The sequence below is a fragment of the Cellulomonas sp. CW35 genome, assembly GCF_052378485.1.
GTDB lineage: Bacteria > Actinomycetota > Actinomycetes > Actinomycetales > Cellulomonadaceae > Cellulomonas > Cellulomonas uda.
On sequence record NZ_CP199000.1, the window covers coordinates 2,134,663 to 2,159,034 of the forward strand.

Here is a 24,372-nt window from a genome sequence, read left to right on the forward strand (position 1 = left end):
GCGGACGGCGCTGCCCAGGTGGAACAATGGACGGCCCTCGTCCGGCGCCGACGCCCGCCCGGACAGGTCCACCCACTGCCAGGAGGACGCGCGCGTGACGACCACGGACGACGAGATCGCCCTCGAGCAGCGACAGGTCGACGTCGTCTACGGGCGGCTCGACGAGCTGCGCGCGCAGACCCGGGCGCGGCTCGCGGCCGTGCGCCGCCAGGGGCCGTCCGGCTCGCCGCAGAACCGCAGCGAGCGCGACGCGTTCGCGACGCTCTACGAGGACCGCGTCGCTCAGCTCGAGGCGGTCGAGGAGCGGCTCGTGTTCGGCCGGCTCGACCTCGACGACGACTCGACGCGCTACGTCGGGCGCATCGGTCTCACGGACCCCGAGCAGACGCCCCTGCTGACCGACTGGCGCGCGCCCGCCGCGCGGGCCTTCTACCGCGCCACCGCCGCGCACCCCGACGGCGTGCGGCGCCGCCGGCACGTGGTCACGCGCGGACGGACCGTCACCGGCGTCGAGGACGAGGTGCTCGACCTCGACCTGCTCGACGGCGACCCCGACGCGCTCGCCGGCCTGTCCGGGGAGGGCGCGCTGCTCGCCGGGCTGCGCGCGGGCCGCACGGGCCGCATGGGCGACATCGTCTCGACCATCCAGTCGGAGCAGGACGCGATCATCCGCTCGGAGCTCACCGGCGCGCTCGTCGTGCAGGGCGGCCCGGGCACCGGCAAGACGGCAGTGGCGCTGCACCGCGCCGCGTACCTGCTCTACGCGCACCGGCGCGTGCTCGAGCGCTCGGGCGTGCTCCTGGTCGGACCGTCGCGCACGTTCCTGCGGTACATCGACCAGGTCCTGCCGTCGCTCGGCGAGACCGGTGTGGTCACCACGACGATCTCCGACCTCGTCCCGGGTGTCGTCGCGAGCGGCACCGAGCCCGACGAGGTCGCGGCGGTCAAGGGGCGCGCGGTGATGGCGCAGGTCATCGCGCGTGCGGTGCGGGACCGTCAGCGCGTCCCCGCCGGGCCGACGAGCGTGCGCCTCGACGGCCGCACGGTCGTCGTGCGTCCGTCGGACGTGAGCCAGGCGATCGCCCGCGCGCGGCGCCTGCACCGCCCGCACAACCTCGCGCGCGTCGCGTTCGTGCGCGACATGCTCGGCCGGCTCGCGTCGCAGTACGTCGAGCAGCTCGCGTTCGAGGTGCCCGCCGACGAACGCGGGGAGATCCTCGAGGAGCTGCGCACCACGCGCGAGATCCGCATCGCGCTCAACCTCGCGTGGATGCCGCTGACGCCGCAGAAACTGCTGGCCGACCTGTACGCCAAGCCGTGGCGGCTCGAGTCCGCCGCTGCGCAGCTCTCGCCGCGCGAGCGCGCGCTGCTCGCGCGCGACGCCGACGCCCCCTGGACCCCGGCGGACGTCCCGCTGCTCGACGAGGCCGCGGAGCTGCTCGGCGAGGACGACCAGGCCGCGCGGGCGCAGGCGCGAGCGGCCGCCGACGCGCGCCAGCGAGAGGTCGCCTACGCCCGGCAGGTGCTCGAGCAGACCGGCGGTGGCGCGTTCGTCTCCGCCGAGCTGCTCGCCGACCGGTTCGCGTCGGGCGGTCCCGCGCTGACGACCGCCGAGCGGGCTGCCGCCGACCGCTCGTGGACGTACGGGCACGTCGTCGTCGACGAGGCCCAGGAGCTGTCCGCGATGGCGTGGCGCGCGCTGCTGCGCCGCGTGCCGACCCGCTCGCTGACGATCGTCGGCGACGTCGCGCAGACGTCGTCCGCCGCGGGCGCCCGACGCTGGGCCTCGATGCTCGACCCGGTGCTGCGCGGCTCGTGGCGCCAGGCGGAGCTCACGGTCAACTACCGCACGCCCGCGCAGGTCGCGGACACCGCGGGCCGGGTCGCGGACGCCGCCGGGCTGGCCCGCTCGCCGCTCACGTCGGCGCGTGAGGTCCCCGACGCGCTCGAGGTGTCGAAGGTCGCTCCCGACGAGCTGACCGACGCCGCGGTCACGGCGGCCGCGACGGCGTCCCGGACGGTGCACGACGAGTCGGGCGCGGGGCGCGTGGCGGTCGTCGCGGCGCCCGGGCGTGTCGCGGCCCTGCGTGCCGCGGGCGCGGACGCGGGCCTGGCTCTGCCGGCCGCCGGGACGGGGCTCGACCTCGACGCGCCGGTCGTCGTCCTCGACCCGCGCGAGGCCAAGGGGCTCGAGTTCGACGTCGTCGTGCTGGTCGAGCCCGCGGAGGTGCTCGAGCAGTCGGCGGGCGACCTCTACGTCGCGATGACACGCCCGACGCGCGCGCTGCACGTGGTGCACTCGCGAGACCTCCCCGCGGGATTCTGAGCGGCCGTCGCACGGGACCGGGCCCGGACGTGGGTCCGAGGTGTCCGCGAGTCGGACGGCGACGCGCCCAGCACCCGGACAGGCGCACGATGTGCCCGTGCCCAAGGCCCTTCTTCTCGAGAACCTCCACCCGCAGGCCCGCACCATCCTGGAGTCGGCCGGCTTCGACGTGACGACGCGGACCGGCGCGCTCGACGAGTCCGAGCTCGTCGACGCGCTGCAGGGCGTCGAGCTGCTCGGCATCCGATCCAAGACGCAGGTCACCGCTGACGTCCTCGCGCAGGCGCACGACCTCGTCGCCGTCGGCGCCTACTGCATCGGCACCAACCAGATCGACCTGCGCGCCGCCGCGTCCCTCGGCATCGCGACGTTCAACGCGCCGTTCTCCAACACGCGCTCGGTCGTCGAGATCGCGATCGCCGACATCATCGCGCTCACGCGCCGCCTCACCGTCTTCGACAAGGAGATGCACGAGGGCGTCTGGAACAAGTCCGCCACCGGGGCCCACGAGGTCCGCGGCCGCACGCTCGGCATCATCGGCTACGGCAACATCGGCACGCAGCTGTCGGTGCTCGCGGAGAACCTCGGCATGTCCGTCGTCTTCTACGACACCGCCGAGAAGCTCGCGCTCGGCAACGCACGCCGCGCGTCCTCGCTCGACGAGCTGCTCGAGACCGCCGACGTCGTGACGCTCCACGTCGACGGCCGGCCCGGCAACGCCGGCTTCTTCGGCGCCGCGCAGATCGCCCGCATGCGACCCGGCGCGATCCTGCTGAACCTGTCCCGCGGCTTCGTCGTCGACCCCGCCGCGGTGCGCGACGCGATCGTGTCCGGCCACCTCGCCGGCGCGGCGATCGACGTGTTCCCCGTCGAGCCCAAGCGCAAGGGCGACCCGTTCGACTCCGAGCTGCTCGGCCTGCCGAACGTCATCCTCACCCCGCACACGGGCGGGTCGACCGAGGAGGCGCAGGAGGCGATCGGCCAGTTCGTCTCCAACAAGGTCCGCGACTACCTCGCCACCGGCTCGACCACCCTGTCGGTGAACCTGCCGAACGTCGCGCTCGACCAGCCGCCCGGCGTGCACCGCCTCGCGTACCTGCACCGCAACGTCCCCGGCGTGCTCGCCAAGGTCAACGCGACCCTCGCCGAGCACGGCGTGAACATCGAGGGCCAGCTCCTCGCGACCCGCGGCGACCTCGGCTACGTGGTCACCGACGCGGGCTCGCCCGTCGACGACTCGCTCGTGACCGCGCTGCGCGCGCAGCCCGAGGCGATCCGCCTGCGCCTGCTGTCCTGAGCACCGCGCCACCGTCGCCCGGCGGCGCCGGCACGCACGGCGCAAGGCCCCGACCGGACACCCGGTCGGGGCCTTGCTCGTCGTTCGCTGCGGGTCGCCGTCAGGCGGAGCCGGACTTGCGCTGGAACCGGCGCTGGGCCGGGCCCGTCGTCTCGGACCCGTGCACCGAGCCCGTGTTCGACTGCCCGTCCGCCGTGCGGTGCGCGGCACCCTTCTTGCGCTCCAGCGCCTCGCGGAACTTGGCCTTCGCGTCCTCGCTCACGGCCGCCTTCGTGTCGTCGTGCGCCATCGGCACCTCCTCGTCGTCGAAGCCCCAGCGTGACGGACTCGTCGCGCCGGTGCCAACTCCATACCTCAGGCCACGTCCCGCGACCGCGAGCCGACCGGCAGCCAACGGTCCCACCAGCGCAGCACGTGCTCGAACCGGGCGACGCGGTGCGACGGCCGGCCCGAGCGCGTGAGCTCGTGCCCCTCGCCCGGGAACAGCAGCAGCTCGCTCGGCACCCCGCGGCGGCGCAGCTCGACGAACCAGCGCTGCCCCTGCTCCACCGGGCAGCGCCAGTCCTGCTCGGAGTGCACGACGAGCGTGGGCGTGCCGACCTCGCCGACCCGCGCCATGGGTGACTGCGCGGCGACGAGCTCCGCCTCCGTCGCCGGGTCGCCGAGGTACTCCAGCCCGAAGAACCAGCCGATGTCGCTCGAGCCCGTGAAGCTCACCGGATCCAGGAAGCCGCGCTCCACGATCGCGGCCGCGAACCGCTGCGTGCGCGTCGTCAGCCACGCCGTGAGGTACCCGCCGTACGAGCCGCCCATCACGCCCGTGCGCTGCGGGTCGAGCCGCGGATCCGTGAGCGCCTCGTCGAGCAGCGCGAGCACGTCGTCCGCGTCGACCGTCCCGAACGCGCGTCGGATCGCCCGGCCGTGCGCCCGGCCCCGGCCCGACGAGCCGCGCGGGTTGCCGTGCACCACGGCATAGCCCGCCTCGGCGAGCGTCTGCACCTCGTCGAACAGCGCGTGCGTGTACTGCGCGAACGGGCCGCCGTGGATCAGCAGGATCGTGGGGTGCGGACCCGCGCCGTACCGGTCCGGGTCGGGCGTCGTGAGCCACCCCTCGACGCGGTACCCGTCGGGCGCGTGCGCGACGAGCGGTTCGGACACCCGCACACGACCCGTCGCCCGCAGCGGCGCCGACCAGTCGGTCAGGGCTCGGCCCGTGTCGACGAGCACGACGTCCCCCGCGGAGTCCGGCGTCGCGCGGACCGCGACGACCGCGCCGCCCGCCGCTGCTGCCGCGCCGACGACGACCGCGCCGTCGAGGAGGTCCCTCGACCCGCCGTCGGACCCCACGAGCGTCAGGTGCACGGCACCCGAGCGCAGCGGTGCGACGAGCACGCCGTCGCCGACCGGGACCAGCACACCCGGGTCGAGGTCCACCTCGTCGGGGTCGGTGACGCGTCGCGGCGGGCCGGCAGGCCTGGCCTCGGCGGTCAGCGGCAGCTCGAACAGACCCGTGAGCGCCGCGACGAAGTCACGCCCGGACTCCCCCACGTCCTCGGCGAGCAGCCACACCCGCGCGCCGTCGGGCGCCGGGACCGCGCGGGACAGCGACAGGCTCGCGCCCGCGTCGGCGTCCGTGAGCGGCACGACCTGTGCATCGCCCGACACACCCGTCAGGTCCTCCGGCACGAGCAGCGCCACCGCGTCGCGGCGCAGGTCCTGCTCACGCGTGCCGTGCCGGCGCAGCAGCGCCGCGACGGCACGGCCGTCCGGGAACCAGTGCGGCAGGTCCACGTCGTCGTCGGCGCAGGTCAGCGCATACGACGCCGGGACATGGACGGTGGAGCCCGAGGCGTCCGGCACCTCGAGGACGAACACCTGGCGGACGCGGTCACGCAGGTGCCCGAGCCCGTCGGCACGGTTGCGCAGCTGCGTGATCAGCCGGGGCCGCTCGGCACCCGCGTCACCGTCCGCTGCGTACCGGCCCTCGTCCGGCACGCGCGCGACGTACGCGATGCGCCGGCCGTCGGGCGAGAACCGCGGCTGGCCCGCCCCCAGAGGCTGGTCGGTGACCCGGAACGGCTCTCCCCCGCTCGTCTCGACCACGTACAGCTGCGGCTTGTCGCCCGTGGTGGACCGCACGAACACGACCCAACGACCGTCGGGTGAGACGTCAGGCGCGGAGTCCGCGTGGCCGCGCGTGAGGACGCGCGGCGCCGAGCCGTCGAGCGGCACCAGCCAGAGGCCACCGCGGTACTCGTCCGCCTCCTCGTCGGGCTGCGAGAGAGCGACGACGGCCGCCGACCCGTCGGGGACGAGGGCGACGGATCCGGGCGTGCGCAGGTGGAACAGGTCGTGAGGGAGCATGGCTCGACCGTAACCCGCGGCCGACGGCCCCCCGGCACGTGCCCCACCGACCCGGGCCGACGAGCAGCCCGCGCCGGACCACTGTCATCCCTCGCAGCAGCCCCTCGGCTTCCGCCGGGACCGGTCAGCCGGCTCCGCCCGCTCCGGGAGCCGACCCGGCCGGCTGCGCTCCGGAGTCCGCGACTGCGGCATCGGGTGCCTCGGTGCCGGCTTCTGTGGTGTCGGCTACTGCGGTGTCGGCTGCTGCGGTGTCGGGCGTCGCGACGCCCGGCGCTGCTGCGTCCGGAGCCTCGTCGCGAGCGCCCCGGTCGCGGTCGTCACGCTCCGCCCGGAGCACGGTGATCGCGGCCTCGAAGTCCTCGAGCGAGTCGAACGCCTGGTACACGCTGGCGAACCGCAGGTAGGCAACCTCGTCGAGCTCGCGCAGCGGCCCGAGAATCGCCAGGCCGATCTCGTAGGCGTCGATCTCCGCGGACCCGGACGAGCGCAGCGTCTCCTCGACCTTCTGGGCGAGCAGCGCGAGATCGTCCTCGCTCACCGGCCGGCCTTGGCATGCCTTGCGCACGCCCCCGGCGATCTTGTCCCGGCTGAACGGCTCCGTGGCACCCGAGCGCTTCACGACCGACAGGCTGGTCGTCTCCACCGTGGTGAACCGGCGATTGCACGACGGGCACTGACGGCGACGGCGGATCGACGCGCCGTCGTCCGAGGTGCGGGAGTCGACCACCCGGGAGTCCGGGTGCCGGCAGAACGGGCAGTGCACCCTGGAGCCTCCTGCTGCATCGCTGTCGTCGGGCCGCGCTCGCGCGCGTCGCCCACGCGACCGTAGGCCACGCCTCCCCCTGCCGCAAGGCAGTGGCCCGCGAGGGCCCGCGGCTCAGCCGTGTGGGACGACGAGCTCCTGACCGGCGTCGACGTGTGTGCCCGACATGCCGTTGACCCGGACCAGCTCGCGGACCTGGTGCTGCACCGACTCGCCCGCCGCACGAGAGGAGGCGGCGATGTCCCACAGCGTGTCCCCGGTGCGCACGACGTAACGCTCGACCGTCGCGTCCGAGGTGGCACCCGCCGCGGCGTGCGACCCCAGCACGAACGCCATGCCGGAGAGGGCGAGCGCGAGGACCGTGACGACCGCACGCCCGCGGCGCGTCAGCCGCAGCGGCGCCTCGTCCGCGGAGCGGCCCGCCGTCGGCGCGGCCAGAGCCGCGGCACGCTCGCGGGAGGCCCGTGCCGGACGACCTGCTCGACGACCCGCACCGATCATGTCGGGTCCGATCACCATCGCGCTCATCGCTCTCCCTCTCCCTGACATCCGTCCACCGCGCCACGCGTCCGGCCGATCATGCCGCCGGTGCGCCTACCGCGACTCCCGCGCGTCGTACGCGCGTTCGTCATACACGTGTTCGTCGTACGTCTGTACGAAGTTCTACCAGAGGCCTGCGACACGCGTCCAGAGATGTCGAACAGATGTTTGATATCGCCCGTCCACCTGCGTAGGCTTCCTGCCGAGGAACAGCGCACCACCGACCACTGACATCCCCCGCGACGAGGCCGTGGACCAGGGCCTTCCCCGCCGGGGACGCCATCCGGCGGTGCGCACCGGGCGGCGGACCGACGACGCCCCGGAGAGGCCGCCGACGGCGGTCGGTGGCAGGGCGGACTGGAGGGGTGGACGTGACGGACCAGCGAACCGAGGACGTGACCGGGCAGCAGCCCACCGGGGGCGACGCCACCGGCGGCTCCGTCGGCGGCGAGGGACGGCTGGGTACGGTGCACGAGCTGCCCGAGACCCCCCCGGGCCCAGACGGTCTGACGGCGCGTCAGCGCCTGGTCCTGCAGACGATCCGCGTCTCGGTCGAGACGCGCGGCTACCCGCCGAGCATGCGCGAGATCGGCGAGGCTGTCGGGCTGACGAGCCCGTCCAGCGTGAAGCACCAGCTCACGGCGCTCGAGCGCAAGGGCTACCTGCGGCGTGACCCCAAGCGTCCGCGGGCGATCGAGGTCGTGCACCCGGACGACTCGCGCGGCGTCCCGCAGTGGGGCGGCCAGGACACCCCCTCGCAGGTGTCGCTCGGGGACGGGGGCGAGGAGCAGTTCTCGGCGCCCGCGTACGTCCCTCTCGTCGGGCGGATCGCCGCCGGCGGCCCGATCCTCGCCGAGCAGGTGGTCGAGGACGTGTTCCCCCTGCCGCGCCAGCTGGTCGGAGAGGGCGAGCTGTTCATGCTCAAGGTCAGCGGCGACTCGATGGTCGACGCGGCGATCTGCGACGGCGACTGGGTGGTCGTGCGGCGTCAGCCCGTCGCGGAGAACGGCGAGATCGTCGCGGCGATGATCGACGGCGAGGCGACCGTCAAGACGCTGCGGCGCGCGGACGGGCACGTGTGGCTCCTGCCCCACAACGCCGCCTACGCGCCCATCCCGGGCGACGACGCCACGATCCTCGGTCGCGTCGTCAGCGTGCTGCGGAGCCTGTGAGCGCCGTGCCCGGCCGCCTGCCCGACCCGCCACCGGGGCTCGGTCGCCGTCTGGCGCAGCGGCTCGCCCGCCCGTCCGACGACGGGCGCACGAACAGCGCGCGCACGGACGAGACGAACGACGCCGGCAGCACCGACAGCACCGACAGCACCGACAGCACCGACAGCACCGACAGCACCGACGATGCTGCCGTCGCCGACGAGCGCTGGGAGGACCGCACCTGGTCCGAGTGAGGCGCCACGACGACGGACGACGGCCCGCCCCCCGGATCTCCCGGGCGGCGGGCCGTCGTCGTCCGTCAGAAGCCGAAGCGCCGGGCGACGTCCCGCACGGCCTGGGCGGACGAGCGCAGGCCGGAGAGCTCGTCGACGGACATGGGCACCGGCAGGCGGTCGAGCACCCCGGGCGAGCCGACGATCGACGGCACGGACAGGCAGACGTCGTCGATGCCGTAGTACCCGGTCAGGAGCGAGGAGACGGGCAGGACCCGGCGCTCGTCCTTGAGGATCGCCTCGATGATGCGCGACCCGGCGAGCGCGACCGCGTAGTTCGTCGCACCCTTGCCCTCGATGATCCGGTAGGCGGACTCGACGACCTCGCGCGCGATCTCGTCGCGCACCGCGCTGGTGAGCGGTCCCTCGCCCTCGATGCCCTGCCACTCGAGGAGCGGGATCGCGCCGATCGACGCCGAGCTCCACAGGGGCAGCTCGGAGTCGCCGTGCTCACCGGCGATGTACGCGTGCACGTTCTGCACGGCGACCCCGGTGTGCTTCGCGATGAGGTACCGCAGCCGGGAGGAGTCCAGCACGGTGCCGGACCCGAACAGCTGCGTGGGCGGCAGGCCGGAGATCTTGAGCGACGCGTAGGTCACGACGTCGACGGGGTTCGTCACCATCACGTAGACCGCGTTCGGCGCGACCTCGACGAGCGAGGGCAGGACCTTCCTGACGAGCCCGATGGTGGCCTCCGCGAGGTCCAGGCGCGTCTGGCCGGGCTTCTGCTTGGCGCCCGCGGTGAAGACGACCACGTCCGCGTCCGCGCAGACCGCGATGTCGTCGGACCCGACGACCTCGGCCATGGACATGAACTGGATGCCGTGGCCCAGGTCGAGCGCCTCGGCCTCGACCTTCGCCTTGTTGATGTCGAAGAGCGCGACGGTGCGCGCGGCGCCGCGCATCAGCGTCGCGTAGGCCATGGTCGAGCCGACGGCGCCGGCGCCGACGATCGCGACCTTCGACGTCCGCCGGTGGCTCGGGGCGCCGGAGAGGCTGGGCTCCTCGTCGGCGAGGCTCTCGGCGATCTGCTCGGACATCGTGGCGCCTCCTGGCATGGCGGTGGACGGGGGTGACGGGCCCATGACCTGCGCGTCCGCGCGCGGGGCCGTCCCTGGCAGGCTACCGGCTCAGGAGTCCCGCAGGCGCGTCAGCGCGGCGAGCGCGACGTCCCGGTCGGTCGTGCGCCAGAACGCCGGCATGGACCGGGCGAGGAACTCGCCGTACCGGGCGGTGGCGAGCCGCGGGTCCAGGACGGCGACCACGCCCTTGTCCTGCGGTCCGCGGACCAGGCGACCCGCGCCCTGAGCGAGGAGCAGCGCAGCGTGCGTCGCGGAGACGGCCATGAACCCGTTGCCCCCGGACCGGGCGACGACGTCGGCACGGGCGGAGCGAACGGGGTCGTCGGGACGGGGGAACGGGATCCGGTCGATGATCACGAGCCGGCACGCCCGGCCGGGGACGTCGACGCCCTGCCAGAGCGCGAGCGTCCCGAACAGGCAGGTCGGCTCGTCGGCGGCGAACCGTGCGACGAGGGTGGGCAGCTGGTCGTCGCCCTGCAGCAGCACGGGCACGTCGAGTCGCTCGCGCATCGCCTCGGCGGCGGCGTTCGCCGCCCGGCGCGACGAGAACAGGCCGAGGGTCGCGCCGCCGGACGCGCGCACGAGGGCCTCGATCTCGTCGAGCTGCGCGTCGGTCGCGGGCTCGCGGCCGGGTGGCGGCAGGCGCCGGGCCACGTAGCAGATCCCCTGCCGCGGGTAGTCGAAGGGGCTCCCGACGTCGAGGCCGCGCCAGCGCACCGGCCCCGTCGCGTCGGCGGGTGCGGGGTCGGCGCCGGGCACGCTCGTCGGTCCGACCGGTTCCGCGTCGGGCCGCAGCTCCAGCCCGACCGACCGCGCCATCGGGTCGAACGACCCGCCGAGCGCGAGGGTCGCGGACGTGAGCACCGCGGTGCGTCCGGCGAGCAGCTGCGTGCGGATGAGCCCGTTGACGGACAACGGTGCCGCGAGCAGGCGCGTGGTGGTCGCGCCCGAGCGGTCCTCGCCGCGTGCGCACCACATCACGGTCCGGGCGAGGTCCTCGGGAGTGCCGGTCATGCGCTCGGCGGTCTCGAAGAGGGTGAGGACCGCGGACTGGGCGACCTTGCGCCCGCCGTCCGCGGGCGCGCCGCCTGCGCTCCCGCCGCCCTCGGGCCGCAGCAGGGACAGCAGCGTGCGGGCCGCGTCCCGCACCGCCGCGACCGCGTCGTGCACCGCGGGTGGCAGCCCGTCGCTGAACCGCCCCTCGGGCAACGGGACGATCGCGCCCGCAAGCGCCTCCCCCGCGGCCTCGAGGTCGCTGCCGGGGACGCCGCCGTGGCGGCGCGCGACGCGGGCGGCGTGCTGCACGACGGGCAGCGAGAGCTCCGCGGTGGCCTGCGCGGTCACCCGGTCGGCGAGCTCGTGCGCCTCGTCGACGACGAGCACCTCGTGGTCCGGGAGGACGTGCGGGGAGCCGGACGCGGCGATGCCGAGCATCGCGTGGTTCGTCACGACGACGTCGGCCTCGCGAGCGGACGCCCGCGCGCGCTCCGGGAAGCACTCGTCGAGCTTGGGGCACGCGGACCCGATGCACTCGAGCGACGTGACGGACACCTGCCGCCACGCGCGGTCGGTGACGCCGGGGACCAGGTCGTCGCGGTCGCCGGTGTCGGTCTCCTGCGCCCACTCCCGCAGCCGCACGACCTGCTGGCCGAGGCTCGCGGGCGCCGCCTCCCCCGCGTCGGGGTGCTCCGCGGCGCCGGCACGCTCGGGGAGGTCGAACAGCGCGCCCTGGTCGTCCGCGGGGTACCCGCCCTCGACCTTGTGCAGGCACAGGTAGTTGTGCCAGCCCTTGAGCAGGGCGATGTGCGGCCGGCGGGGCAGGTGCCCCGCGAGCGCGTCCGCGACGAGCGGCAGGTCGCGGGTGAGGACCTGGCGCTGCAGGGCGAGCGTCGCGGTGGACACGACGACGCGCTCGTCGGCGTGCACGGCGTGCCGGACGGCGGGTACGAGGTACCCGAGCGACTTCCCGGTGCCGGTGCCCGCCTGCACCAGCAGGTGCTCGCCCGAGTCGAGGGACTGTGCGACGGCCCGCGCCATGAGGTGCTGACCGTCACGCCTGGCGCCCCCGAGGACGCCGACCGCGACGTCCAGGAGCTCGTCGACCGCCCGGTCGCGCTCGGCCGAGCGGGCGCCGGTCTCCTCCGCGGTGTCGCCGTCAGGAGCGGCGGCGGGCGACGGAGACGGCATCGGGCCAGCCTAGTGGGAAGCCCGGACCACCCCACCGGTCGGTGGGGTGGGCGGCCGGTGGGGTGGGCGGCCGGTGGCGTGCGCGGCCGGTGGGGTGGGCGGCTGGTCGGATGCCGGCGTCAGGCGGGTTCGACGTCGCGCCGCGCGAACCGGCGCAGGCCCGTCGAGCCGAGCCCGACGGCCACGGCCGTCAGCACGGCCAGCGGCGCCCAGGCGAGCTCCTCGAGGGGCAGGTACGGGACGGCGGCGAACGGCAGCGCGTCGAGCAGCCAGGCGGGCAGCCCGAGGACCTCGCCCAGCATCGTCGCGATCCACATCGCCACCAGCACGCCCCACGTGACCGGCAGGGCGAGCCGCGGGGCCCACCCGAGCAGCGCGACCGCGAGACCGACGAGCACCATGACCGCGGGCCAGTACGCCAGCGCGGCGCCCGCCATCACGGCGGCCTGCGCGGGGTCGTCGACGGTCGAGCCGTGGACCGCGCCGAGGGTCGCACCGCCGACGACGAGCAGCACGGCCGAGCCGACGACGGGGATCACGAGCCGCTCGAGCGCCCACCGCGTGCGCGACAGCGCGCCGGCGAGCTGCGGCTCGAGGATCCCGGTCGCCTCGTCGGCGCGCAGCGTCAGCGCGGACTGGATCGCGAACACCGCGGTGACCAGGGCGATCATGCTCGCCAGGAGCGCGAGCAGCGCGCTCACCCCGGTCCCGCCCAGGATGGCGGTCGCGTCACCGCCGACGTCGTCCATGAGGTCGGTCATGGCGTCGACGACCGAGCCGAACAGCAGGGCCGTCAGCACGACCGCGAGGCTCCACCCGACGACGGGCCCGCGCTGCAGGCGCAGCCCGAGCCCGAGCGGCGACCCGAACCGGGCGGGCGCCGAGGCAGGACCGGGGCGCGCCGCGAGCAGCCCCGTGCCGTGGTCCCGCACACCCTCGACGGCGACCGCGACCGCGCACAGGCCGACGCTCACGACGACGAGCAGCACGAGCGGCCACCAACGGTTGCCGGCGAACGGCTGCGCCTCCTGCGCCCAGCCGATCGGGGACGCCCAGGTGAGCGTGCCGTCCCCGAGGTCGCCGATCATGCGCAGCACGTAGCACCCGAGCACGACGCACGCGGCGAGCGCGTTGGCCCCGCGCGCCGTGGCCGCCACCTGCCCGGACACGGCGGCGACCCCGAGTCCGAACAGACCGACGCCCGTGACCGACGCCCCGAGCACGAGCGACCCCGCGATCCCCGCACCCTGCGGGTCGAGCCCCTGCGACACCGACACGGCGGCCACCCCGGCCCCGACCGCGAGGCAGAGCGCCGCGAGGACCACCCAGGACGCCGCCGCGTGCGCGTGCACTCCGAGCGCGCGCGAGCGCAGGAGCTCGGTGCGGCCCGCCTCCTCGTCCGCACGACCGTTGCGTGTGACCAGGAAGACCACGCCGAGCGCGAGGGACAGGGCGAGCGTCATCCAGCTCTTCGTCCAGACCGCCCCGCCGAGCGTGTTCGCGACCGGCGACAGCCCGGTGAGCGCGCGGATGCCCGGCGTGTCGGACACGGCCGCGAACTCGTCGAGCGCCTGCTGGGTCGAGAACAGCTCGCGGTAGTAGGACGCGACGTAGGCGACCAGGGCGACCAGCACGACGAGCCACACGACCAGGCGGACGCGGTTGCGGCGCACGACGAGGCGGACCATCGGCGCGAGGCCCGCCAGGTCGTCCGCGCCGCGTCGGGTGGTGCGAGCCGGCGCGCGGCGCGCCAGGGTCGTGGTCACCTGCGTCCTCCCTCGCCCGCCAGGGCCGCGAGCTCCTCGCCGTAGTGGCGCAGGAACAGCTCCTCGAGCGACGGGGGGGTCGCGACGAGCGAGCGGGGGCCGAGCGCCGCGACGCGCGCGAGCACCGCGGGCAGCGCGGACTCGTCGACCGCGAACGTGACGTGCCGGTCGACGACGACGAGGTCGTGCACCCCTGGCAGCTCGGTGAGCCCGTCGGCGCCGCCGTCGAGCACCGCGGTCACCTGGGTCCGCGTGAGGTGACGCAGCTGCGCGATCGTCCCGGACTCGACGGTGACGCCCTCGCGGATGATCGTGACCCGGTCGGCGAGCTTCTCGACCTCGGCGAAGATGTGGCTCGACAGCAGGACGGACCGCCCCTGCGCCTTGAGCTCGCGGACGGACTCGGTGAACGCCGCCTCCATGAGCGGGTCGAGACCGCTCGTCGGCTCGTCGAGCAGCAGCAGCTCGGCGTCCGACGCGAGCGCGGCGACGAGCGCGACCTTCTGCCGGTTGCCCTTCGAGTAGGTGCGCGCCTTCTTGGTCGGGTCGAGCTCGAAGCGCTCCAGCATGGCCGCCTTGCGGCGCGGGTCGAGACGTCCGGAGATCCGGCTCAGGATGTCGATCGCCTCGCCCCCGGTCAGGTTGGGCCACAGCGTGACGTCGCCGGGGACGTACGCGATGCGGCGGTGCAGCCGGACCGCGTCGGTCCACGGGTCGCCGCCCAGCAGGGTCACGGACCCGGCGTCGGCCTTGAGGAGGCCGAGCAGGACGCGGATGGCGGTGGTCTTGCCGGCTCCGTTGGGGCCGAGGAAGCCCACGACCTCGCCGGTGGGGACGGTCAGGTCCAGGCCGCGCAGCGCACGGGCGGGACCGAAGCTCTTGTGGAGGCCCTCGACCTGGAGGGCCAGGGTGCTGGACATGGCTGCACCTCGGGTGGGTGGGGATGGACGCCGCGGGCGGCGGGTGCCGTCACGCGCTCTCGTGCTGCGGCTGCGGCTGCGGCCGGCCGGTCGGCGGGTCGCCCACGTACAGCAGGTAGTCGTCGAGCATGCGGCGTGAGGTGAGCAGGCCCTCCGTGAACAGCTCGAGGGTCGGCAGCACCTGCTCGCGCTGGCGCGCGGCCATCGCCTCGACCAGCGCGTGCGGCGTCGCGTCGGGCAGCGTGAGGAACTGGACGACCAGTGCGCCCATCGTCTGGTGGACCAGGTGGCGCAGCCGCGCCTCCTCGTCGCGCGACGGCCGCAGCAGGCCCGACTCGACGCCCGCCCGCATGACCTCGCGGGCCTTGTCGACGAGGTGGTCGAGGAAGCGCCGCGCGGGTGCGCCGCCGGCGTGGACGGCGCGCAGCATGTAGACGACGAGCACGGCGGCGGGCCCGGGTTCGGCGAGGTTCGCGAGCAGGAACGCGCTGGGGTCGCCCAGGCTGCTCGTCTTGAGCGCCTCGTAGCGGCGCAGCACCTCGGTGTCGCACTGCTCGCGCAGCTCGGCCTTGGAGCGGAAGTGGTGGGTGATGAGTCCGGGCGAGACGCCGGCCCGCTCGGCGATGACACGGAACGGCGCGTCGAACCCCTGCTCGGCGAAGCACTCGATCGCCGCGTCGCGGATCCTCGCCCACGCGGTGAGCTCGCTCGCCGGGCGACCACCCGGCACCGGTGCTGTATGCATGACCAGTAGCCTATACGCGTGACCAGCCGCAGACAACGCCGGCCTGCCGAGAAGCGGCTCCGCGCCCACGCCACGGGCGTCGTAGGATCGGACCCGGAGTGCCGGGAAGCCTGGTCGGCGTCATCGTCGCCGACCCCGAGGACTCCCCGCATGCCGATCGCACCCACCACCCTGCTGTCGCGCCGCTCGTGGCCCGAGACCCGCCGCGTCTCGGAGATCCTCCGCAAGGAGACCGTGGGAGGCGCCCTCCTCCTCGCAGCGACGGTCGTCGCTCTCGTGTGGGCCAACTCCCCTGCTGCTGCGTCCTACAGGGCGCTGCGCGACCACGAGGTCGGGCCCGAGGCCCTGCACCTGCACCTGTCGCTGGGTACCTGGGCAGCCGACGGCCTCCTGGCGATCTTCTTCTTCGTCGTCGGCCTGGAGCTCAAGCGCGAGTTCGTGGCGGGCGACCTGCGCGATCCCCGGCGCGCCGCGCTGCCGGTCCTCGCGGCCGTCGGCGGCATGGTCGTCCCCGCGGTCGTCTACGTCGTGGTCGCCGCACGGTCCGGCGGCGACGCGCTGGACGGGTGGGCGATCCCCACGGCGACGGACATCGCGTTCGCACTCGCGGTGCTCGCGGTCGTCGGCACGCACCTGCCCGCCGCGCTCCGGACCTTCCTGCTCACGCTCGCCGTCGTCGACGACCTGCTCGCCGTCACCGTGATCGCGGTGTTCTACACCGACACGGTGCAGGTCACGCCCCTGCTCGGCGCGCTCGCGCTCGTCGCCGTCTTCGCGGTGGCCGTGCAGCGTCGGGTCCGCTCCGGCTGGCTGCTGCTCCCGCTCGCGTTCGGCGCGTGGACGCTCATGCACGCGTCCGGGGTGCACGCGACCGTCGCCGGCGTGCTGCTCGGCTTCACCGTCCCCGTCGTGCGCAGCGCGCGGGCCGGCGGGCCCACCGCCGGGCCGGGACCGGCCGAGCACCTCGAGCACCGGTTCCGGCCGCTGTCGGCGGGCGTGGCGGTGCCGGTGTTCGCGTTCTTCGCCGCCGGGGTGAGCGTCGGAGGGCTGGACGGCCTGCGCACCTCGCTCACCGACGCGGTGGCGCTCGGCATCGTCGCGGGGCTCGTGGTGGGCAAGCTCGTCGGCATCCTCGGCACCACGTGGCTCGTCGCGCGCGTGACCCGCGCCCGGCTGGACCCGGCCCTGAGCTGGTGGGACGTCGTCGCCGTGGCCGCCTTGGGCGGGATCGGGTTCACCGTGTCGCTGCTGATCGGCGAGCTCGCGTTCGACTCCGCGGTGCGCGCCGAGCACGTCAAGGTGGGCGTGCTCGCGGGCTCTGTCGTCGCGTCCGGCGTCGCGGCCGTCCTGCTCCGCGCCCGCAACCGCGCGTACCGCCGGATCGAGCAGGCGGAGCGGCTCGACTCCGATGGCGACGGCGTCCCCGACGCGTTCGAGGAGGCGGACGACGCCCAGGCGTGACGCTCAGGCGTGACGCTCAGGCGCGGCGGACCGCCGCGGCCTCGAGCTCGGCGGCCAGCGACTCGTCGACGCGCGCGCGCAGCGCCGTCCCGTCGGCCGTGTGCTCCTCGTGGTCGATGTCGCCGTGCTCGTGCACGCGGCTCACCAGGTCGCCGCGGTGGTACGGCACCACCACGTCCACGCTGACCCCCGGCCGCGGGAGCTGGTCCGCGATGAGGGCCTGCAGCTCCGCGATGCCCTCACCGCTGTGCGCCGAGACGACGATCGAGTGCAGCTCACGCGAGCGCAACCGGGCGATCGCCTCGGGCGACGCCAGGTCCGCCTTGTTGAGCACGATGATCTCGGGCACGTCCATCGCGCCGGGGATGTCCGCGAAGACGTGGCGGACGGCCGCGATCTGCCCCTCGGGATCGGGGTGCGAGGCGTCGACGACGTGCAGGATGAGGTCCGCGTCGGCGACCTCCTCGAGCGTCGAGCGGAACGCCTCGACGAGCTGGTGCGGCAGCGCACGCACGAACCCGACCGTGTCGGCGAGCGTGTAGACGCGGCCGTCGACCGTCTCCGCACGACGCACGGTCGGGTCGAGCGTCGCGAACAGCGCGTTCTCGACGAGCACGCCCGCGTTCGTCAGCCGGTTGAGCAGCGAGGACTTGCCCGCGTTGGTGTAGCCGGCGATCGCGACCGACGGGATCGCGTTGCGGCGGCGCGACGCGCGCTTGGTCAGCCGCGCGGGCTGCATCGCGGCGATCTCGCGGCGCAGCTTGGCCATCCGGTTCCGGATGCGCCGGCGGTCGAGCTCGATCTTGGTCTCACCGGGTCCGCGCGAGCCCATGCCCGCGCCCGCGCCGCCGACCTGGCCACCGGCCTGGCGGGACATCGACTCGCCCCAGCCGCGCAGGCGCGGCAGCAGGTACTCGAGCTGCGCGAGCTCGACCTGCGCCTTGCCCTCACGCGACTTGGCGTGCTGGGCGAAGATGTCGAGGATCAGCGCCGTGCGGTCGACCACCTTGACCCGCACGATGTCCTCGAGCGCGCGGCGCTGCGAGGGTGCGAGCTCGCCGTCGACCACGACGGTGTCGGCCCCCACCGCGGCGACGACCGACGCGAGCTCGGCGGCCTTGCCGGAGCCGAGGTACGTGCCCGGGTCGGGCTTCGCGCGGCGCTGCAGCAGCCCCTCCAGGACCTGCGAGCCCGCGGTCTCGGCCAGCGCCGCGAGCTCGCGCAGGGACACCTCGGCCTCGCCGAGCGTCCCGTTCGCCGCGCCCGCGCCGGACGAGCCCCACACGCCGACGAGCACGACCTTCTCCAGGCGCAGCTCGCGGTACTCGACCTCGGTGACGTCCTCGAGCTCGGTCGACAGTCCCGCCACGCGGCGCAGCGACGTGCGCTCCTCGAGGTCGAGCTGGTCGCCGTCGTACGAGGAGTGCACCGTGCCGCCGGCGTGCAGCGCGGTCCCCGCCCTCGCGAGCACCCGCGCCACCACGTCGTCGGCCACCTGCTGGGGCGAGCGCGGCTCGTCCGGCGTGGGGCTCGGTGTGGTGGTGCTGTGGGTCTCGCTCACGCGGCTCCTTCGACGTCGCTGGTGCGGTCCACGCGGGGGCGCACGCCTCCCGCGTCCCGTCCAGGGTCGCACGCCCCCGGCGACGCGGCGACGCGTTTTCGCTCCCGGCGCAGCGATACCCTCGCCCCGTGGCAGCCGACCACTACTTCACCGCGCGGCCCGCGTCCCCCGACGAGCGCCGCACCGTCGTCGTGCACCTCGCGGGACGCGACCTGACCCTCCAGACGGCGGGCGGGGTGTTCTCCCCCGACCACGTGGACCACGCGACGCGGGTGCTGCTCGACGAGGTCCCGTCACCCCCGGCGGTCGGGGACCTGCTGGACCTCGGCTGCGGGTGGGGACCGATCACGCTCGAGCTCGCGCTGCGCTCGCCGCACGCGCGCGTGTGGGCGGTCGACGTCAACGAGCGCGCGCTCGACCTCGTGCGCCACAACGCGGCCGCGGCCGGGGCGACGAACGTGCGGGCCGTGCAGCCCGACGACGTCCCCGACGACGTGCGGTTCGCGGCGCTCTGGTCGAACCCGCCGATCCGGGTCGGCAAGCAGGCGCTGCACGAGCTGCTCCTGCGTTGGCTCCCGCGCCTGGCCCCGGGCGGCCGCGCCCACCTCGTCGTCGGCAAGAACCTCGGTGCGGACTCGCTGCACCGGTGGCTGTCCGACGAGCTCGCGGGGCGCGCGGAGGTGACGCGCCGGGCGAGCGCCAAGGGCTTCCGCGTGCTGGAGATCACGGCGGCCGACGACGCCCGCTGACCGCTCGGCGTGGGTGCGGGTGCCTAAGGTGCTCCGGTGCCTGCCGCCGTGACCCCCGACGCCCGCGCCGCCTGGACCCGGCTGCGCGCCACGACGTGGGCGCTGTGCGCGATCGTCTTCCTCGCGGCGTTCGAGTCGCTCGCCGTCACCACGGTGATGCCCACCGTCTCGCTCGAGCTCGACGGCGCGGGCCTGTACGCGGTCGCGTTCGCCGCACCGCTCGCCTCCGGCGTCGTCGGGATGGTGCTCGCGGGCGCGTGGGCGGACCGCACCGGCCCTGCGCGGCCGCTGGTGGCCGCGGCCGGTGCGTTCGTCCTGGGCCTCGTGGTGGCCGGGCTCGCCCCGACGATGGTCGTGCTCGCCGGCGGCCGTCTCCTGCAGGGCCTCGGCGGCGGCGCGCTCACCGTCGTGTCGTACGTCGTCGTCGCCCGGCTCTACCCGGGTGAGCTGCACCCCCGCGTGTTCGCCGGCTTCTCCGCGGCGTGGGTGGTGCCGTCGCTCGTCGGGCCGCCGGTCGCCGGTCTCGTGACCGAGCACCTGCACTGGCGGTGGGTGTTCCTCGCGGTCGCCGTCCTCGTCGTGCCGGTGGTGGCGGTGGTCCTGCGCCGCGTCGCCCCGGTCGGCGCACCCGAGCCCGCGGACGCGTCCCGGGCCGCGCCGGACCGTGCCGCGGGCGGCTCGCGCGTGGCGTCACGCCGCGTCGCCTGGGCGGTGCTCGCGGCCGTCGCGGTGCTCGCCCTCGGCGCGAGCGCCGAGCTCACCGGCGCGGCGACCACGGCGACCGCGGTCGTCGGCGGTGGCGTGGCGCTCGTCGCCCTCGCCCGGCTCGTCCCCGCGGGGACGCTGCGCGCGGTGCGCGGGCTGCCCGCGGTCGTCGCGTCGCGCGGGCTGCTCGCGGGCGCGTTCTTCGGTGCCGAGGTGTACCTGCCGTACCTGCTCACGCGCCGGTACGACGTCGCGGCGACGCTCGCGGGGGTCACGCTCACGGGCGCCGCGCTCACGTGGGCGCTCGCGTCGTGGCTGCAGGGCCGGCTGGGCGAGACCCGGCTCGGTCACGAGCGCGCGATCCGCGTGGGCACGATCGTCGTCGCGCTCGGGATCGCGGCCTCGACGCTCGCCGCGGCGGTGCACGCACCCGTGCCCGTGCTCGTCGTGACGTGGGCGACCGCCGGGTTCGGGATGGGGCTGACGTACGCCCGCCAGACGGTGCTCGTGCTGCGCTACTCCTCGCGCGAGGCCGCAGGGACCAACAGCTCGGCGTTGTCCGTGGCGGACTCGATCGGCGCGTCGATGGCGCTCGCGGTGACCGGCGTCGTGTTCGCGGCGGCCGCCGACCAGGGCGGCGACGCACCCTACGTCGCGTGCCTCGCGCTCACGGTGGTGCTCGCCGCCGGGTCGGCCGTGGTCGCGCGACGCGTGGCCGCGCGTCAGGCCACCGGCCCCGCCGGGTCGCCGGCGTCCGCCGTGGAGCCCACCGACCCGAGCGCCGCGCGCACCTGAGCGAGCCGCGGCACCCCGGCCGCGCGGTGCCGCACGACGCCGTCGGCGTCGAGGACCAGCACGGTCGGCGTGCTCAGGACACCGAGCCGACGCCCCAGCCGCTCCCCGAGCCGTCCGGCGACGTCCAGCTCGACCAGCCGGACGCCCTCGGCCGTGCCCACCGCGCGCTGGAGCACCACCCGCGCCATGCGGCACGGCTGGCAGAACGTGCTCGACAGCTCGACGACGGTGGCGCGCTCCCCGAGCGGCCCGCCCAGCTCCGCGGGCGAGATCACCGGGACCTGCGAGGCGCTCACGCGCCGAGGAGGGCCGTGACGTCGACGTCCATCTCGCCGACGAGCACCGCGGGCCCTGCGAGCTCCGCGCGGGAGTCCGCGAGCGCGGTGACCCGGACCGTGCCGCCCGGCACGTCCACGAGCCAGACGTCGGGCGCGCCCGGGCCCGCCCAGGTGCGCACGGCCATCGCGGCGGCGACCGCTCCCGTGCCGCACGAGCGGGTCTCCCCCACACCGCGCTCGTGCACGCGCATGCGCAACCTGCCCGTGAGGCTGCCGTCGACGACGGACTCGCCCAGCGGCACGACGAGCTCGACGTTCGTGCCGTACGGGGGCACGGGCTCCACCCGGGGCGCGGTCACGAGGTCGGCGGCGTCGAGCACCGCGGTGTCGGGCAGGGCGAGCACGCTGTGCGGGTTGCCCACGTCGACGCTCAGCGCGGGCCGCGCGACGTCGAGGCCCGCGACCGTGACCTCGGCGTCGAACCCCGCGCTCTGGGCGGCGGCCCCGCCGGGCAGGTGCCAGCGGCCGATGTCGAACGCGAACCACGCCCCGTCCGTGACGTCCTGCGGCACGGCGACCCGGCGCACCCGCATGACGCCCGCGCGCGTACCGACCGCGAGCTCGTCGCCGTCGTCCCACAGGCCGAGCCGGTCGAGGTACAGCGCGAACACGCGCACGCCGTTGCCGCACATCTCCGCGACCGAGCCGTCGGCGTTGCGGTAGTCCATGAACCAGCGCGCGTCGGGAGCGGCCTGGAGCAGGTGCGCCCCCTCGGCGACGTGCTGCGTGCCGACGAGCCGGATCACCCCGTCGCCGCCCACGCCCGCGCGTCGGTCCGCGAGCGCGCGCACGAGCGCCGCGCTCAGGTCGAGGCGCCCGTCACGGTCGTCGAGCAGCACGAAGTCGTTCTGGGTCCCGTGCCCCTTGGTGACGTGCAGGGTCCCGGTCGCGCCCGGGCCGGTGCCGGCGGCGACGTCCACGGCGGCGGTCATGAGCCCAGACTACGGCGGGGCGACGGGTCGTCCGTGGCGTGTCCGAGACGGCCCGCGTCGGCCCGCGCGACGAGCGCGAGCGCGTGCGCGACGAGGTCCGGGTCGCGCGAGTCGAGCCAGTGCACGCGCGGGTCCCGCCCGAACCAGCCCATCTGCTTGCGGGCCAGGCGCCGCGTGCCGGCCGTGATCGCGTCCCGCGCCCCGTCGGTCGTGAGCTCGCCGCGCAGCAGCGCGGCCGTCTCGGCGTACCCGACCGCCCGTGCCGCGGTCCGCCCCATGCCGTGCGCGAGGAGCCGTTCGACCTCGTCGACCAGCCCGTCGGCGAACATCCGCCGCGTGCGTGCGGCGACGCGCTCGTCGAGCACGGCACGGTCGCAGTCGAGCCCGATCTGCACCGCGGGGACCTCGTACACGTGCTGCGGCAGCGACGACGAGTACGGCCGGCCGGTGAGCGCGATGACCTCGAGCGCCCGCACGACGCGACGTGCGTTGCGCGGACCGATCGACGCCGCGGCCGTCGGGTCGACGCGCTCGAGCTCCGCGTGCAGCGCACGGGACCCCTCCTCCTCGACGCGCTGCTCGAGCCGGGCGCGCACGGCCGGGTCCGTGCCGGGGAACTCCATGTGGTCGAGCAGCGCCCGCACGTACAGCCCGGAGCCGCCCGCCGCGACGACCCGCACGCCGCGGGCGTGGCAGTCGTCGACCGCCGCACGCGCGAGCGCCTGGTAGTCGGCGACGCTGGCCTCGTCACGCGGGTCCAGCACGTCGAGCAGGTGGTGCGGCACGCCGCGCCGCTCGGCGGGCGTGAGCTTGGCGGTCCCGACGTCCATGCCCCGGTAGAGCTGCAGCGCGTCGGCGTTGAGCACCTCGCCGCCGAGCGCGAGCGCGAGCTCGACCGCGAGGTCGGACTTGCCGGTCGCGGTGGGGCCGACGACGGCGACGACGAGCGGGCTCACGCCGCCACCCACGTCCCGACGACGTGCTGCGCACCGAGCAGGAGCACGCCGCGCACGTCGGCGACGACGCGCGCCCCGTCGAGCGCGCCGAGCAGCACCTGCCACGGTCCCCAGCCGGTCACCGCGAGCGCCGCGGCCTCGTCGGCGACGAGCCCCGCGAGCCGGTCGAGCGCGTCCGGGTCGGCCGCCGCCAGGTCGGCGACGAGGCGTGCGTCGTACGCGGGAGCGGCGGGGTCGTCGGCGAGGGGGCCGTCCGGCCCGTGCCGACCGCTCGCCGAGCCGACCACGACCAGCGCCGTGCGTCCCTCGCCCACCGCCGCCCGTCCCGCCGTCCGCAGCGCGCCCGCCGCCCCCGCGCGCGGCGTGCGCGCGACCACGAGGCACCCCGTCGGCCCGGACCGCCCGGCCGCGGCGAGCAGGTGCAGCGCGAGCGAGGCGCCGGGCGGCGCCACCCGGCGCCCCTGCGTCCGTACGGAGGACACCGCGACGAGGTCGCCCCCGACGGCGTCGGCGAGCAGGTGGTCCGGTACACCGACGGGCGCGAGCGACGCCGAGACCGGTCCGGCGAGCGCGACGACGTCGTCGGCCGTCGACCCTGCCGCGCCGTCGTCGGGCGCCACCACGACCACGCGGTCGGCGGCGCGCACGGCGGACGCGACCGCCCCCACGGCCGCCGCGCGGAGCGCACCCGCAGCGTCCGTGCGTCCGCTCGCCCCGGGGACCAGGAGCACGGTGTCGGGGACGAGCGCGGCGGCGACGAGCATGCACCGAACCTAGCCGCTCACCGGGCACGCCCCGCGCGGGGCGTGACGTCAGCCCTCGCGCGCCGCGGCGATGCGCGCGCGGTGCTCCTCGACCGCCTGCGGGTAGGCCTCGTCGAGCCGTGCGAAGAACGCGAGCGCGGTCGACACGGCGCAGCTCAGATGCTGGTCGAGCTGCTCGTCCGCGAGCCCGTGCGCGTAGTCCACGGCGTGCTCGGCGTAGACGCCCAGCTGGTCCTCCTCGACGCGCACGTACGTCTTGGGGAACACCTTCGAGGTGTTCCACTCGTTCACGAGCTCGAGCACCTCGAGGTACGCCGCCGCCGGCACCGCGCGCGACCAGCGACCGCGCACCTGCAGGAACTCGCGCTCCGGCCCGATGCGCACGAAGTAGAAGACGTGGTCGTCCCAGATCCCCCCGATGTCGCCGTCGGAGTCGATCGCGTACCGGTACCCGTGCGCGTCGAGGACGGCGGTGATCCGCTCGTTCGACAGCGGCTCGAGGGTGGTCGAGCGCCCGGGCGCCTCCGCTGCCGTCTCGGGCTGGTCGTTCCTGGTGAAGAAGCCCACGGGGGCACCGTCCTCGTCGTCGTCGTGCGCGATCGTCGCGACCCTAGCCCGCGCGCGGCGCACCGGGCGAGCGCGACGCCGCCCGTCCGCCCGTCCACGGTTCGGGACGC

21 protein-coding genes and 1 pseudogene are annotated in these 24,372 nt (G+C 75.4%); 7 read left to right on the forward strand and 15 right to left on the reverse strand.

Annotated features, from left to right (window positions below; all coding sequences use genetic code 11):
• The first annotated feature begins 94 nt into the window (after window positions 1-94).
• Window positions 95-2,326, forward strand: a complete 2,232-nt coding sequence (locus ACT17Q_RS09785) for a HelD family protein (protein ID WP_141318586.1) — start codon at window positions 95-97, stop codon at window positions 2,324-2,326.
• A 97-nt stretch (window positions 2,327-2,423) separates the two neighbouring features.
• Complete coding sequence (gene serA, locus ACT17Q_RS09790) at window positions 2,424-3,623, forward strand: phosphoglycerate dehydrogenase (protein WP_094179805.1); 1,200 nt, start codon at window positions 2,424-2,426, stop codon at window positions 3,621-3,623.
• 100 nt (window positions 3,624-3,723) lie between these two features.
• Here the strand turns inward: serA and ACT17Q_RS09795 are convergent, their stop codons facing one another.
• From ACT17Q_RS09795 to ACT17Q_RS09810, 4 genes and pseudogenes are all read right to left on the reverse strand, one after another.
• Window positions 3,724-3,912 carry a DUF5302 domain-containing protein gene (locus tag ACT17Q_RS09795; protein WP_094179804.1) on the reverse strand — a complete coding sequence of 63 codons (189 nt, stop codon included), beginning with the start codon at window positions 3,910-3,912 and terminating at the stop codon, window positions 3,724-3,726.
• Window positions 3,913-3,977: 65 nt separating this feature from the next.
• Window positions 3,978-5,987: a S9 family peptidase gene (locus tag ACT17Q_RS09800; RefSeq protein WP_444662149.1), complete on the reverse strand. Its 2,010-nt coding sequence runs from the start codon at window positions 5,985-5,987 to the stop codon at window positions 3,978-3,980.
• 277 nt (window positions 5,988-6,264) lie between these two features.
• Window positions 6,265-6,750, reverse strand: a pseudogene (gene nrdR, locus ACT17Q_RS09805) (transcriptional regulator NrdR); the annotation flags it as partial.
• 114 nt (window positions 6,751-6,864) lie between these two features.
• A complete protein-coding gene (locus ACT17Q_RS09810) occupies window positions 6,865-7,278 on the reverse strand; it encodes a LysM peptidoglycan-binding domain-containing protein (RefSeq protein ID WP_157732488.1) in 414 nt (137 codons plus the stop codon).
• 470 nt (window positions 7,279-7,748) lie between these two features.
• Between ACT17Q_RS09810 and lexA the strand changes: the two genes are divergently transcribed.
• Window positions 7,749-8,462, forward strand: a complete 714-nt coding sequence (gene lexA / locus ACT17Q_RS09815; protein WP_268534055.1) for a transcriptional repressor LexA — start codon at window positions 7,749-7,751, stop codon at window positions 8,460-8,462.
• Window positions 8,459-8,695, forward strand: a complete 237-nt coding sequence (locus tag ACT17Q_RS09820; RefSeq protein ID WP_444662151.1) for a hypothetical protein — start codon at window positions 8,459-8,461, stop codon at window positions 8,693-8,695. Before lexA ends, ACT17Q_RS09820 begins: the two co-directional genes overlap by 4 nt.
• Window positions 8,696-8,760: 65 nt before the next feature.
• Here the strand turns inward: ACT17Q_RS09820 and ACT17Q_RS09825 are convergent, their stop codons facing one another.
• The 5 genes from ACT17Q_RS09825 to ACT17Q_RS09845 form a co-directional block, all read right to left on the reverse strand.
• Complete coding sequence (locus tag ACT17Q_RS09825; RefSeq protein WP_094179798.1) at window positions 8,761-9,774, reverse strand: L-lactate dehydrogenase; 1,014 nt, start codon at window positions 9,772-9,774, stop codon at window positions 8,761-8,763.
• 90 nt (window positions 9,775-9,864) lie between these two features.
• Entirely contained in the window at window positions 9,865-12,003 is a 2,139-nt protein-coding gene (locus ACT17Q_RS09830; protein ID WP_444662153.1) for an ATP-dependent DNA helicase, read from the reverse strand.
• Window positions 12,004-12,122: 119 nt separating this feature from the next.
• Window positions 12,123-13,769: an ABC transporter permease gene (locus tag ACT17Q_RS09835; protein ID WP_444662155.1), complete on the reverse strand. Its 1,647-nt coding sequence runs from the start codon at window positions 13,767-13,769 to the stop codon at window positions 12,123-12,125.
• Complete coding sequence (locus ACT17Q_RS09840; protein ID WP_444662157.1) at window positions 13,766-14,689, reverse strand: ABC transporter ATP-binding protein; 924 nt, start codon at window positions 14,687-14,689, stop codon at window positions 13,766-13,768. Before ACT17Q_RS09840 ends, ACT17Q_RS09835 begins: the two co-directional genes overlap by 4 nt.
• 49 nt (window positions 14,690-14,738) lie before the next feature.
• Window positions 14,739-15,434 (reverse strand): TetR family transcriptional regulator, encoded by a 696-nt coding sequence (locus tag ACT17Q_RS09845; protein WP_268533523.1) that lies wholly within the window; start codon window positions 15,432-15,434, stop codon window positions 14,739-14,741.
• A gap of 150 nt (window positions 15,435-15,584) precedes the next feature.
• On the opposite strand from ACT17Q_RS09845, the gene nhaA reads away from it, so the two are divergent.
• On the forward strand, window positions 15,585-16,895 hold the full coding sequence (gene nhaA, locus ACT17Q_RS09850; protein ID WP_444662160.1) for a Na+/H+ antiporter NhaA: 1,311 nt from the start codon (window positions 15,585-15,587) through the stop codon (window positions 16,893-16,895).
• Window positions 16,896-16,911: 16 nt separating this feature from the next.
• On the opposite strand, the gene hflX is transcribed toward nhaA, so the two are convergent.
• Window positions 16,912-18,456, reverse strand: coding sequence for a GTPase HflX (gene hflX, locus ACT17Q_RS09855; RefSeq protein WP_094179792.1), 1,545 nt, complete (start codon window positions 18,454-18,456; stop codon window positions 16,912-16,914).
• A gap of 128 nt (window positions 18,457-18,584) precedes the next feature.
• On the opposite strand from hflX, the gene ACT17Q_RS09860 reads away from it, so the two are divergent.
• Both ACT17Q_RS09860 and ACT17Q_RS09865 read left to right on the forward strand, forming a co-directional pair.
• Window positions 18,585-19,205 carry a methyltransferase gene (locus ACT17Q_RS09860; RefSeq protein WP_268533517.1) on the forward strand — a complete coding sequence of 207 codons (621 nt, stop codon included), beginning with the start codon at window positions 18,585-18,587 and terminating at the stop codon, window positions 19,203-19,205.
• 36 nt (window positions 19,206-19,241) lie between these two features.
• Window positions 19,242-20,705: an MFS transporter gene (locus ACT17Q_RS09865; RefSeq protein ID WP_232514632.1), complete on the forward strand. Its 1,464-nt coding sequence runs from the start codon at window positions 19,242-19,244 to the stop codon at window positions 20,703-20,705.
• Here ACT17Q_RS09865 and ACT17Q_RS09870 read toward each other — a convergent pair.
• Genes ACT17Q_RS09870 through ACT17Q_RS09890 form a run of 5 tightly spaced genes read right to left on the reverse strand, consistent with a single transcriptional unit; the run spans window position 20,633 to window position 24,325 of the window.
• Window positions 20,633-21,001 carry a TlpA family protein disulfide reductase gene (locus ACT17Q_RS09870; RefSeq protein WP_444662163.1) on the reverse strand — a complete coding sequence of 123 codons (369 nt, stop codon included), beginning with the start codon at window positions 20,999-21,001 and terminating at the stop codon, window positions 20,633-20,635. The genes ACT17Q_RS09865 and ACT17Q_RS09870 overlap by 73 nt on opposite strands.
• On the reverse strand, window positions 20,998-21,975 hold the full coding sequence (gene dapF, locus ACT17Q_RS09875) for a diaminopimelate epimerase (RefSeq protein WP_094179789.1): 978 nt from the start codon (window positions 21,973-21,975) through the stop codon (window positions 20,998-21,000). Before dapF ends, ACT17Q_RS09870 begins: the two co-directional genes overlap by 4 nt.
• Window positions 21,972-22,931: a tRNA (adenosine(37)-N6)-dimethylallyltransferase MiaA gene (gene miaA / locus ACT17Q_RS09880; protein ID WP_444662165.1), complete on the reverse strand. Its 960-nt coding sequence runs from the start codon at window positions 22,929-22,931 to the stop codon at window positions 21,972-21,974. Before miaA ends, dapF begins: the two co-directional genes overlap by 4 nt.
• Complete coding sequence (locus ACT17Q_RS09885) at window positions 22,928-23,695, reverse strand: hypothetical protein (RefSeq protein WP_444662167.1); 768 nt, start codon at window positions 23,693-23,695, stop codon at window positions 22,928-22,930. Before ACT17Q_RS09885 ends, miaA begins: the two co-directional genes overlap by 4 nt.
• A 48-nt stretch (window positions 23,696-23,743) precedes the next feature.
• Window positions 23,744-24,325: a YbjN domain-containing protein gene (locus tag ACT17Q_RS09890; protein ID WP_444662169.1), complete on the reverse strand. Its 582-nt coding sequence runs from the start codon at window positions 24,323-24,325 to the stop codon at window positions 23,744-23,746.
• Between the last annotated feature and the right edge of the window lie 47 nt (window positions 24,326-24,372).